Below are 10,386 nucleotides of genomic sequence, written 5' to 3' on the forward strand. Positions count from 1 at the left end.
CCAACGGAAGAAAAGGGGAATGCAATGACAATAAGAACAATCAGCTCAATCGCACTTCTGACCGCGCTTGCAACCATCGGGTTTTCCGGCGCACCCGCTCTTGCCGACGATCACCCGCAGGACCAGCCTCTGGTCGTCGGTTCGGATTTCGGCGTCGCACCCTGGATGGTGCGCGGCGCCAACGGCCCCGAAGGTTTCGGTGTCGATCTCATCAACGCGATCTCGAAAAAGATCGACCGGCCTTCGGTCGACATCCAGGACATCAATTTTTCCGGCTTGTTTGCAGCGCTGTTTTCGAAGCGGATCGAGTTCACCGTCAACCCGCTCAATATCACCCAGGAGCGGTCGGAAAAAATGCTCTACACCGAGCCCTTCTTTGCGACGGGCAATGGTTTCATCGTCGCCAAGGGCACGAAGCTCGATGGCTTCGACGGGCTGAAAGGCAAGACGGTCGCCGTCAACCGCGGCACGATCTCCGATACTTGGGCGACCGAGAATGCCGGAAAATACGGCTTCGAAGTGCAGCGCTACGAGACTTTCCCAGACTCGGTGCAGGCCGTCATCACCCGCCGGGCCTTCACCGCCTTGAACGAGATTCCGACGACCGTCTACGCCGCAAGCAAGAACCCGGCGATCGAAGTCGGCTTCAAGGACTTCAACGGGCGCAACTTCGGCTATGCCTTCCGCTATGGTGACGAAGCCTATCGCGACAAGGTCGAGGCAGCCATCGAGTGCCTCAAGAAAGACGGTACGATGGCTCAGCTCTACGAAAAATGGTACGGCGAAAAGCCGGCAGACGGAACGTCGCTGACGACGATCTATCCCGGATACGGCGCTCCGGGCTTCAAGGGCTATGATGAAAAGCCCCATGATCTGACTTGCAATTGACCTGAATACCGGCGCGGCGGCTGCCGCGTCGGGTTTCCTTGCGAGGAGTAGATGGATCAGATCCTTGAGAACTACTTCAACCGCGCGATCATGGCGCAGGCGCTGCCTGACGTCTTCAGCGGTTTTCTGGTTACGGTCGAAGTTGCGGTCTGCGTCATCGTCATCGGCGTGACGACTGGGCTGTTTTTCGCGCTTCTTCGCTCCACCCATAATCGCATCCTCAACGCGCTGGTCACGATCTATGTCGAGGTCTTCCGGACGCTGCCGCAGTTGGTCATCATCATATTCATCTATTTCGGCCTGCCTTATATGGGCGTGGTTCTCTCCCCCTTTCTCGCCACTGCGCTCGCACTTGCAGCAGTGCTTGCCGCCTTTTCGGCCGAGATCTTCTGGGCGACCATCATGGCGGTGCCGAAGGGGCAATGGGAGGCAGCGCAGGCCCTGGGCATCTCCCGTTTCGTCACCATGCGGCTGGTGATCCTCCCGCAGGCGATCCGTCTTGCCATTCCGCTCGTCACCAACAGGGCCATCGCCATCACCAAGGGCACGGCGCTCGGCGCTGCCGTTTCGCTTCCCGAAGCGCTGGGAAGCGCACAAAGCGCCATGTCGATCCACGCCAATCCCTCGCCTTTGACGCTTGCCGCCGGCTTCTATCTTGCGTTCTTCATTCCGCTGGTCTGGCTGAGCCGGGTCCTGGAAAAGCGTTTTTCCCGATCGCAGTGAGGCGCAGCCATGGATCTCTTTCTTCAGAATTTTGCAAGCCCCGCCTCCTTCCTGCAGATCTATCCTCTGCTTCTGCAAGGCCTTGAGCTGACCGTCCTTCTGGCGCTCGTCACCCTGCCCCTGTCGATCATGACCGGCCTTGCCGTTGCGATCCTCTACAGCTTCGGCGGCTCGCTCACCCGTCGCGTCGTGATCGTATTGATCGATCTGCTGCGATCCTTCCCTGTCATCGTCCTGCTGATCCTCATCTTCTACAGCCTACCTTTCTTCGGGATCACGCTCGGAAATTTCACCGCCGTCGTCGTGGCGCTCGTGATCAACAATACCGGCTATTTCGGCGAGATCTTTCGTGCCGGGCTGCAGTCGATAAATAGAGGGCAGCATGAGGCGGCGGCCGCCCTCGGCCTGCATCGTGGCCATACGATGATGCTGATCATCCTTCCCCAGGTGCTTCGAAAGGTGCTTGCGCCACTCGCCAGCAATTCACTCGAACTCGTCAAGACGACGTCGATCGCCTCCATGGTCGCACTTCCGGAGCTTCTGCGTTCAGCGCGCGTCGCTCAGGAGCAGACCTATAATCCGACGCCGCTGACGGCCGCAGCAGTGATCTTCTTCATCATGCTGTGGCCATTCTCTCATTGGGTTTCCCGCATGGAGCGGCGCGCCATCATCGGGAGAAACCATCGATGAGCGTCATTATCACCGGCGGTACAGGCTTCGTCGGACTTGCCCTTGCCGAGACATTGCAAGCAGCCGGCCGAGAGGTCGTGCTGTTCGGACGGGATCCGATGCCGGAAGCCTTTGCTGGCGTCCTGGGTTGGCCACCGTTCCACCGCGGCGACATTACCGACGGCAAGGCGCTGGAAGCGCTGCTCGCCGCGACGGAGCCAGAAGCGGTCGTTCATCTCGCCGCCGTGACGCCGGATCAGGCTGCCGAAATGGACGATCCATCATCCATCGTTGCCGTGAACATCGGCGGCACGACCAACTTGATGCGTGCACTATCGCGACTGAAGCGGCGTCCGAAGGTGTTGCTCGCCAGCAGCGTCGCGGTCTACGGCGAGATCCCGCCCGCAAGCGCCACGTATCGGGAAAACGAGGCCGTACCGGCGCCGCAGAGCCTTTACGGCATCACCAAGCTTGCCGCCGAAGATGCAGCACGCCGCCTTGCCGGCCTCTATGACATCGATCTGACGATCGCCCGGCTCGGACCAGTCTATGGTCCCTGGGAATACAAGACGGGCCTGCGGCCGCTTCTGAGCCCGCACGCCCAGGTCGTTGACCTTTGGCGGCGAGGCGAGCATGTCGTGCTTCCACGCCGGCTCACCGGCGACTGGCTCTACAGTCGCGATGCCGGACTGGGTCTTGTGGCCCTGCTGCTCGCCGATCATCTGGGCAACGGCCTCTATAATCTGGGCGGAGGATCGATGACGGATGTCGCCGACTGGTGCGAACAGCTGGAAACGGCGCCCTGGGCGCATGGATGGCACATCGCCAGCGGGGCCGAAAAGCCCAATGTGGTATTCGGATTGGCGAAGGATCGCGCGGCACTCGATATTGCCCGCATTGGCAGGGATGTCGGTTTCCATCCGCGTTTTTCGGGTCGTACTGCCGCTGATGACTATCGGTCCTGGCTTGCGGCAATCGGTATCCCTCTATGAGAAGCGAGGCTAGGCCATGCGGCTGAACAACAAGACCGTCGTCATCACCGGCGCATCCTCGGGTATCGGGCGTTCGATCGCCCGCAGATTTTGCGAGGAAGGGGCCAACATCGTTGCCGTCGACATCACCTCGGATGTCGTCGAGGGCGGCCCGCCGGTGCTCGACGCTCTTCTTGCCATCAGCTCGAATGCGATGTTCATCAGGGCCGACATCGCCAGGACGGACGAGGTGGAACACGTATTTGCACAAAGTGCGGCCCGTTTCGGCCGGCTCGACATCCTTGTCAACAATGCCGCGATCCATGCGCCAGCGCCGCTTGCCGAAACCGAGGAAGCCGATTGGGACCGCGTCATGGATGTCAACCTGAAAGGCGCCTTCCTCTGCAGCCGGGCAGCGGTCCGCATCATGCTCAAGCAGGATGTCGTCAACGAGGCCCGCGGACGCATCATCAATATCTCATCGCAGCACGGTATGATTTCGGCGCCCGGCGATTTCGCTTATGGCGTCAGCAAGGCAGGCCTCGTTTATATGACAAAGCAGATTGCCGCCGACTACGCCAAGGACAACATCATCTGCAACGCGGTCGCCCCTGGAAAGATCCTGACGGGCAAGTCGGGACGCGCTGTAGCCCCTGACATGCTGGACTACTCGCACAGGCGAACGCCGATGACCCGTCTGGGACGGCCTTCCGACGTCGCCAATGCGGCATTGTTCCTGGCCAGTGACGAGGCGAGGTACATTACCGGGCACAATTTGCTCGTCGATGGCGGCTGGATGGCAGCCTGAACGCGTGCCTGCGCTGAAGGACCTATCAATTTTGCACTCCTCGCGCTCATAAACGCGAGGACTGCCCGTTACACACGACGGGGATTACGTCCCGAAGACGAAGTCATTACGCTGGCAGCTGGAAGATCCAGTTGGCGATCAGCACGATGGCGAGGCCGCCGGCGAGGGCGAGGTCTTCTATAGTGCCGGCGGGGAACTTGCCGCCGTCGCGCGCATAGAGGCGGTAAGCGAAAACCGGCAGGATGAGGGCTGCGAAGATGAAGCCGACCCAGAGCGCATTGGCATCGCCCCAGACCTTGGCGCCGGCGCCGAGGGTGCCGGCCAAAGAGGCTCTTCTGCATCGCTGGTAGATCGGGTTGATCGCGCGACAGCTAATCGCTAGATTGCAGGCGCGATTGAACCGCAAGCACACGAGGATTCTCATGCCGACTGGCAAAGTAAAGTTTTTCAACAACGACAAGGGTTTCGGCTTCATCACACCTGACGACGGTGGAGCTGACGTTTTCGTGCACGTGTCCGCATTGCAATACGGCGATGCACTGAAGGAAGGCCAGAACGTGTCCTTCGATATCGGCCAGGATCGGAAGACTGGCAAGTCGAAGGCCGAAAACGTCAGACCGCTCTAAACTGCGCGGAATCTCCTTTTCGACAATCAGAACTCATCGCAGGGCGCTCATCGACGCGCCCCGCTTTTTCAACCCATCCAACCAGGTTGCATGGACCGCCAGGAAGCAGCCCGGTTAGTGCTTGGTAACGCCTGTGGCAATCTTAGTTGACTTCGGCGGCGGAGCCGTCGTCGGAACGCTCTGGGCACCGCCTTTGGACTTGCTTGCGGCTTTTACCTTAGGAGCGACCTCCGCCTTACCAGCCTTCTTCGACCGGGGTTTCTTGACCGGCTGACCATTGGCTTCGGTGCTCGCGGCGATTTCTTGAAATGCCTGCAGCCAGTGCTTCATGTCCTCCCCGTGGGGCCGGCCCTCCTGCTCCCAGATCTCATAGGCGCGTTGTCTGAGACGGTCTTCGTTCACTGCCATCCGTTCCTCCCTGAGCTAGACCTTAAGACCACTCACATGGTGCGGCTCATATCAGAGGCAAGTGCCACCGCGCATTTCCGGCAGCGAATAGTTGGCAGCGCGGTCATGCCTTCGTTCTCCGGCTCGCTGACCGCGCCGGCGATCAGTTGGTGATGGCTACTCTCCGGGCCGGCGTCGCAATTTGCAGATTGCGAATGCCGTTGTTCACCATCTCTTGAGAAGTCAAAGCCGATTGGCGCGCCGTTGGATGATCTAGCAAGCAATTTCAGATAATAGCAGAGGCATCGGTAGCTGAATCGCCTCGGAGTAACGTCGTGAAATCTCGATTGTCGTCCAAATTTTTGCTTTCAGCATCTGCGTTACTCATCAGTTCCACGCTGGCTTCAGCTCAGGGATGGCAAACCGACACGCAAGGTACGTCCAATTGGCATGTGTCACCGCCGATCGGGCAGTGCAACGTCAGTCGAGCCAGAAACAGAGCGATACGCGCGGGCATTTACCGAAGCGAGATCGTCTATCGTGACGAGAATGTGCTGACCTTCAGGGGGCTGACGATTAACGGAGATCGCAAGGAGATCACCTTCGGAAACGAGCCAAGCTGCCCGGAACTGGAGTCGAGAGATATCCCATAGATCGCCAAACGAATGAATTATCTCCTAGCTCAATTTTTTCATAGCCGCCAACTTTCTAGGAATGTTAATTTTTACGCATATCGCTGACGCACCCAGCACATTGCCTATTTTATAGGCATTAGTATGCACTTTTTCGGCACTTGCCAGTGCGCAACATACGTCAGCTCTATAAAATCAAATAGATACACCACCTGGCATGGTGTTTGCTTTGAGAAAGGCAGAGTTGGTGGCTAGGGTTCCGGCGCTCTTAGAGAGCGCGGCTGGTCCGAGAGCCACCACCGGCGGGGGAGAAATCCCGCCGGGTGCACGGCGGGACAAAAGCCCGGGAGACCTCGTAAGCCAAGGGATTGGCGGCACGATGGTCATTGCCGATCCCTTTTGAAGAAAAGCAAAAGGGGAATTTCAATGCAGACTTTTTCGAAAATCCTTTCCGTAACCGCGCTCTCTGTGTCGCTGGCGCTCGGGTTCGGCTCCATCGCCGAGGCCGAGCAGAAGACCGAATTCAAGGTCGCATGGTCGATCTATGTCGGCTGGATGCCCTGGGGCTATGCAGCTGACCACGGCATCGTCAAGAAATGGGCCGACAAATACGGCATCAAGATCGATGTCACGCAGTTCAACGATTATGTGGAGTCAATGAACCAGTACACGGCCGGCGCCTTCGATGCCGTGACCCTGACAAATATGGACGGCCTGTCGATCCCCGCCGCCGGCGGCGTCGATACGACAGCGGTCATTGTCGGCGACTTCTCGAACGGCAATGATGCCGTCATTCTGAAAGACAAGGCGAACCTCACCGATATCAAGGGCCAAAACGTCAACCTCGTCGAATTCTCCGTCTCGCACTACCTGCTGGCCCGTGCGCTCGAAAGCATCAAACTGACGGAGCGGGACGTGAAGGTGGTCAATACCTCAGACGCCGACATGGTCGCCGCCTACAAGACGCCCGATGTCACCGCCGTCGTCACCTGGAACCCGCTGGTCTCCTCCATCCTTGAAGATCCCACCGCCAAGAAGGTTTTCGACAGCTCGCAGGTGCCGGGCGAGATCATCGACCTGATGGTCGCCAATACCGGCGTACTGAAAGACAATCCGAATTTCGGCAAGGCGCTTGCCGGCATCTGGTATGAGACGGCCGCTCTGCTGAGGGCCGACACCGCTGAGGGCAAGGCAGCCCGCGAGGCCATGGGTTCGGCATCCGGCACCGATCTTGCCGGCTACGAAGCCCAGCTCGCCGCCACCAAGCTCTTCGACAAGCCGGCTGATGCAGTTGCATTCACCGCCTCGCCGAGCCTGCCGAAGACCATGGACCTCGTCCGCGCCTTCCTCTTCGAAAAGGGTCTGCTCGGCAACGGCGCCCCGTCTGCCGATGTCATCGGCATTGAAATGCCCGACGGCAAGGTGCTGGGTGACACGGGCAACGTGAAGCTGCGTTTCACCGAAACCTACATGAAGGCCGCAGCCGACGGTTCGCTCTGATTGCAGCAGGCGGCGCGGCCCACACGCGCCGTCCCTTTCCTTCACCAGCGGAGCATTTCCCATGCGTTGGATCAACACGAGGCCGAGCCGGGGCGCACAGTTTGCCTTGATGACGTTGCCATTCGTGCTGCTCGTCGTCGCCTATGCGTTCGGTTCGGCCGCGCGACTGGCGGATAACGCCAATGACAAGCTTCTGCCAAGCCTTGCTGGCTTTGCCGATGCGATCAACCGCCTGGCCTTCGTTGCCGACCAGCGCACAGGCGAATATCTGCTCTGGTCGGATACGGGAGCAAGCCTGATCCGGCTGCTCTCCGGCCTCGGGATCTCCACCGCAATTGCGCTCGTCGTCGGCATGCTGATCGGCATGCTGCCTTATCTGAGAGCGCTGCTTTCCCCTTTCGTTGCCGTCATCTCCATGGTGCCGCCGCTGGCACTCCTGCCTATCCTCTTCATCGTCATGGGGCTCGGCGAAACCTCGAAGATTGCCCTCATCGTGATCGGCGTCGCGCCGACGATGATCCGCGACCTGGCACTGAAGGCGCTGGAGCTGCCCCGCGAACAGATCGTCAAGGCCGAGACGCTCGGCGGCTCCTCATGGCAGATCGGCCTGCGTGTCGTGCTGCCGCAGATTCTGCCGCGGCTGATAACCTGCCTCAGATTGCAGCTCGGCCCGGCATGGCTGTTTCTGATCGCGGCGGAGGCGATCTCCTCGGATTCCGGCCTCGGTTACCGCATCTTCCTCGTCCGCCGCTATCTCTCGATGGATATCATCTTTCCCTATGTGGTCTGGATCACCCTGCTTGCCGTCGTGATGAATTATCTACTCGACCGCCTGCGCATCGCCGTCTTCCCCTGGTCGGAACTGGAGAGGCAGGCATGAGCGAGCTGAAGATCGAAAAGGTCTGGAAGGAATATGGAGACCAGATCGTGCTCGAGGACGTGTCGCTGACCGTCGCCTCGCGGGCCTTCGTCGCTCTGGTCGGCCCTTCCGGCTGCGGCAAGTCCACATTTCTGCGCATGCTGCTTGGTCAGGAACGGCCGACGAAGGGCAAGATCCTGCTCGACGGTGAGCCGCTGCCACCGGAACCTGGGCCAGATCGTGGAGTCGTCTTCCAGCGCTATTCCGTCTTCCCGCACCTGACCGTGCTCGGCAATGTGCTGCTCGGCAAGGAATTGACCGCCGCACGCTACAGGGCGAGGCTCTTCGGTGCAGCCCGCCGCAACGCGTTGGAAGACGCGCGCCGGCTGATTGCCGAGGTCGGTCTCGCCGGTTCCGAAGGCAAATATCCGGCCCAGCTTTCCGGAGGCATGCAGCAGCGCCTTGCGCTGGCCCAGGCGCTGATCATGAAGCCGAAGGTGCTGCTGCTCGACGAGCCTTTCGGCGCGCTCGATCCCGGCATCCGCGCCGAGATCCACATGTTGATGAAACGGCTCTGGCACGAGACGCAGATGACCGTCGTCATCGTCACGCACGACATGCGCGAAGCCTTCACCCTTGCGAGCCGAGTCGTCGCCTTCGAACGCCGCCGCGACCGGCCGGAGGAGAAGGAGCGTTACGGCGCCACCATCACCAAGGACATTTCCATCTGGCCACCGCGCCTTGCCGGCCAGTCATCGATTTTCAGCCCCGACCGGGACGGCCCGGTCGCTTCCCTGGGGCACGGCCGGGACGACCTGGCACCGTCAGGAGAGATGCTATGATGCATATGAGACGTTCGCCCGAAGAGATCGCCGCCAACCGCGCGCGCTACGATGAACATCAGAAGAAGGGGCTGGAATTTGCCCCCAAGGCACTGCCCGGCCCAAGCCCGCTGCCGGCGCCGGCCATCGATGCCGCCGCCATCGTTCATCAGGAGACCATTCCGGGCGGTTGGTACTGGTCCACGAAGCTCCTACGCGGTGAAGCAATCCGCATCGATCAGGCAGAGGGCAATTCCACGGTAGCGCTCGTCGCCTGGAACGCGGCCGATACCAGCGAGCGCATTAATCTGGTCGATACCGCCAAGGTCCAGTGGACGACGGCGCTCGGCAAGGGGCGTGTGATCTTCTCCGACATGGGCCGCGTCATGTTCTCGATGATCGAGGACAGTTCCGGTGCCCATGACTGCCTGATGGGTGGCTCGACGGCCGTCTCGAATGCAGACAAATATCCCGGCGAGAAGACGCGCAATACTCGTGACAACCTCGTCCTCGTCGCCGGCAAGCTCGGCCTTGACCGCCGCGACATACCCGGCATCCTCAATCTCTTCGCACCCGTTCGCCTTACCGAGGACGGTGGCTTCGGCTGGCAGAAGAAGCTCTCCAACAGCGGTGACTATGTGGAGCTGCGAGCAGAAATGGACATGCTGGTCGGCTTTTCCAATTGCCCGCATCCGCTTGATCCCGAACCGGCCTATCAGCCGAAGCCGGTCGTCGTTACGCGCTACAAGGCCGCGGTTCCGGCCACGGATGATCTTTGCCGGACGGCAACCGCTGAAGCCGTGCGCGGCTTCGAAAACAACGCCTTGATGCAGGCCTGAGGAGAAGACGATGTCCGATTTCATCCAGACCTCCCCAGCCCGCGCCATAGAAAATGCCGCGCAGGATCACTTCATTCCAGCAGAAGCCCCATGGTCCGGCATCGTGCGCAAGGGCCAGACGATCCGCATCGAGGACAGTTACGGCCAACAGGCTATCGACACGCTCTTCTATCGTGCCGGTGATTTTTCCGAGCGCTATTCCAACCAGGATACGATGCGCATGCAAGGTGCCGCCTATGTCGGCATCGGCACGAAGATCATGTCGAACGAAGGCAATGTCATGCTCACCATGACGGCAGACAGCTGCGGCCGTCATGACACGTCGGCCGGCGCCTGCTCCTGCGAGAGCAATACGGTGCGCTTCGGCCATGGCACGAAATACCTGCACGCCTGCCGCGACAACTTCGTCCTCGAAGTTTCGAAACACGGCATGGGCAAGCGCGACATCGTCCCGAACATCAATTTCTTCATGAACGTGCCGATCAAGCCGAATGGCGAGATGACGATCGTCGACGGCATCTCCGCGCCGGGCGATTATGTCGAACTCGTCGCCGAGATGGACGTGCTCTGTGTCATCTCCAACTGCCCGCAAATCAACAACCCGTGCAACGGCTTCGATCCGACGCCGATCCGCGTGCTGATCTGGGATGGCGAGGACTGAGG

General features: G+C 60.1%; 13 protein-coding genes, 1 pseudogene and 1 riboswitch. Of the genes and pseudogenes, 12 read left to right on the forward strand and 2 right to left on the reverse strand.

What is annotated here, in order from left to right; translation table 11 throughout:
- Positions 1-24 precede the first annotated feature (24 nt).
- From KQ933_RS26235 to KQ933_RS26255, 5 genes are read left to right on the forward strand one after another with little or no spacing between them, the layout of a single operon-like run.
- Positions 25-888: an ABC transporter substrate-binding protein gene (locus KQ933_RS26235; protein ID WP_216760718.1), complete on the forward strand. Its 864-nt coding sequence runs from the start codon at positions 25-27 to the stop codon at positions 886-888.
- Between the two features lie 51 nt (positions 889-939).
- Positions 940-1,611: an amino acid ABC transporter permease gene (locus KQ933_RS26240; RefSeq protein ID WP_216760719.1), complete on the forward strand. Its 672-nt coding sequence runs from the start codon at positions 940-942 to the stop codon at positions 1,609-1,611.
- Between the two features lie 9 nt (positions 1,612-1,620).
- Complete coding sequence (locus tag KQ933_RS26245) at positions 1,621-2,301, forward strand: amino acid ABC transporter permease (RefSeq protein WP_216760720.1); 681 nt, start codon at positions 1,621-1,623, stop codon at positions 2,299-2,301.
- Entirely contained in the window at positions 2,298-3,272 is a 975-nt protein-coding gene (locus KQ933_RS26250; RefSeq protein ID WP_216760721.1) for an NAD(P)-dependent oxidoreductase, read from the forward strand. Before KQ933_RS26245 ends, KQ933_RS26250 begins: the two co-directional genes overlap by 4 nt.
- A 16-nt stretch (positions 3,273-3,288) precedes the next feature.
- On the forward strand, positions 3,289-4,059 hold the full coding sequence (locus KQ933_RS26255; RefSeq protein WP_216760722.1) for an SDR family NAD(P)-dependent oxidoreductase: 771 nt from the start codon (positions 3,289-3,291) through the stop codon (positions 4,057-4,059).
- 106 nt (positions 4,060-4,165) lie between these two features.
- Here KQ933_RS26255 and KQ933_RS26260 read toward each other — a convergent pair.
- A pseudogene (locus KQ933_RS26260) lies at positions 4,166-4,372 on the reverse strand (amino acid permease); the annotation flags it as partial.
- A 109-nt stretch (positions 4,373-4,481) separates the two neighbouring features.
- Between KQ933_RS26260 and KQ933_RS26265 the strand changes: the two are divergent.
- A complete protein-coding gene (locus KQ933_RS26265; protein WP_216760723.1) occupies positions 4,482-4,685 on the forward strand; it encodes a cold-shock protein in 204 nt (67 codons plus the stop codon).
- Positions 4,686-4,799: 114 nt separating this feature from the next.
- Here KQ933_RS26265 and KQ933_RS26270 read toward each other — a convergent pair whose 3' ends face one another.
- Positions 4,800-5,093: a DUF2934 domain-containing protein gene (locus KQ933_RS26270; protein ID WP_216760724.1), complete on the reverse strand. Its 294-nt coding sequence runs from the start codon at positions 5,091-5,093 to the stop codon at positions 4,800-4,802.
- Positions 5,094-5,419: 326 nt separating this feature from the next.
- Here KQ933_RS26270 and KQ933_RS33580 point away from each other — a divergent pair, with 326 nt between their 5' ends.
- The 6 genes from KQ933_RS33580 (at position 5,420) to KQ933_RS26295 (ending at position 10,384) form a co-directional block, all read left to right on the forward strand.
- Entirely contained in the window at positions 5,420-5,725 is a 306-nt protein-coding gene (locus KQ933_RS33580; RefSeq protein ID WP_253958430.1) for a hypothetical protein, read from the forward strand.
- Positions 5,726-5,944: 219 nt separating this feature from the next.
- Positions 5,945-6,056, forward strand: a riboswitch (guanidine-I (ykkC/yxkD leader).
- A gap of 74 nt (positions 6,057-6,130) precedes the next feature.
- Positions 6,131-7,204, forward strand: coding sequence for a putative urea ABC transporter substrate-binding protein (locus KQ933_RS26275; protein WP_216760725.1), 1,074 nt, complete (start codon positions 6,131-6,133; stop codon positions 7,202-7,204).
- Between the two features lie 61 nt (positions 7,205-7,265).
- Entirely contained in the window at positions 7,266-8,084 is an 819-nt protein-coding gene (locus tag KQ933_RS26280; protein ID WP_216760726.1) for an ABC transporter permease, read from the forward strand.
- Positions 8,081-8,905 (forward strand): ATP-binding cassette domain-containing protein, encoded by an 825-nt coding sequence (locus KQ933_RS26285; RefSeq protein ID WP_216760727.1) that lies wholly within the window; start codon positions 8,081-8,083, stop codon positions 8,903-8,905. The genes KQ933_RS26280 and KQ933_RS26285 overlap by 4 nt, the downstream gene beginning before the upstream one ends.
- The gene (locus KQ933_RS26290) at positions 8,902-9,723 is read left to right on the forward strand and encodes an urea amidolyase associated protein UAAP1 (protein ID WP_216760728.1); all 822 of its coding nucleotides are present in this window, start codon (positions 8,902-8,904) and stop codon (positions 9,721-9,723) included. The genes KQ933_RS26285 and KQ933_RS26290 overlap by 4 nt, the downstream gene beginning before the upstream one ends.
- A 10-nt stretch (positions 9,724-9,733) precedes the next feature.
- Positions 9,734-10,384 (forward strand): urea amidolyase associated protein UAAP2, encoded by a 651-nt coding sequence (locus KQ933_RS26295; RefSeq protein ID WP_216760729.1) that lies wholly within the window; start codon positions 9,734-9,736, stop codon positions 10,382-10,384.
- Positions 10,385-10,386 lie beyond the last annotated feature (2 nt).

It is taken from the genome of Rhizobium sp. WYJ-E13, from assembly GCF_018987265.1.
In the GTDB taxonomy this organism is placed as follows: domain Bacteria; phylum Pseudomonadota; class Alphaproteobacteria; order Rhizobiales; family Rhizobiaceae; genus Rhizobium.

What these genes read in the sequence shown, in the direction of transcription:
- KQ933_RS26275 (WP_216760725.1), top strand. Translation starts at nt 6,131, where the DNA reads ATGCAGACTTTTTCGAAAATCCTTTCCGTAACCGCGCTCTCTGTGTCG.
- KQ933_RS26285 (WP_216760727.1), top strand. Translation starts at nt 8,081, where the DNA reads ATGAGCGAGCTGAAGATCGAAAAGGTCTGGAAGGAATATGGAGACCAG.
- KQ933_RS26235 (WP_216760718.1), top strand. Translation starts at nt 25, where the DNA reads ATGACAATAAGAACAATCAGCTCAATCGCACTTCTGACCGCGCTTGCA.
- KQ933_RS26295 (WP_216760729.1), top strand. Translation starts at nt 9,734, where the DNA reads ATGTCCGATTTCATCCAGACCTCCCCAGCCCGCGCCATAGAAAATGCC.
- KQ933_RS26270 (WP_216760724.1), bottom strand. Translation starts at nt 5,093, where the DNA reads ATGGCAGTGAACGAAGACCGTCTCAGACAACGCGCCTATGAGATCTGG.
- KQ933_RS26290 (WP_216760728.1), top strand. Translation starts at nt 8,902, where the DNA reads ATGATGCATATGAGACGTTCGCCCGAAGAGATCGCCGCCAACCGCGCG.
- KQ933_RS26245 (WP_216760720.1), top strand. Translation starts at nt 1,621, where the DNA reads ATGGATCTCTTTCTTCAGAATTTTGCAAGCCCCGCCTCCTTCCTGCAG.
- KQ933_RS26265 (WP_216760723.1), top strand. Translation starts at nt 4,482, where the DNA reads ATGCCGACTGGCAAAGTAAAGTTTTTCAACAACGACAAGGGTTTCGGC.
- KQ933_RS26250 (WP_216760721.1), top strand. Translation starts at nt 2,298, where the DNA reads ATGAGCGTCATTATCACCGGCGGTACAGGCTTCGTCGGACTTGCCCTT.
- KQ933_RS26280 (WP_216760726.1), top strand. Translation starts at nt 7,266, where the DNA reads ATGCGTTGGATCAACACGAGGCCGAGCCGGGGCGCACAGTTTGCCTTG.
- KQ933_RS26240 (WP_216760719.1), top strand. Translation starts at nt 940, where the DNA reads ATGGATCAGATCCTTGAGAACTACTTCAACCGCGCGATCATGGCGCAG.
- KQ933_RS26255 (WP_216760722.1), top strand. Translation starts at nt 3,289, where the DNA reads ATGCGGCTGAACAACAAGACCGTCGTCATCACCGGCGCATCCTCGGGT.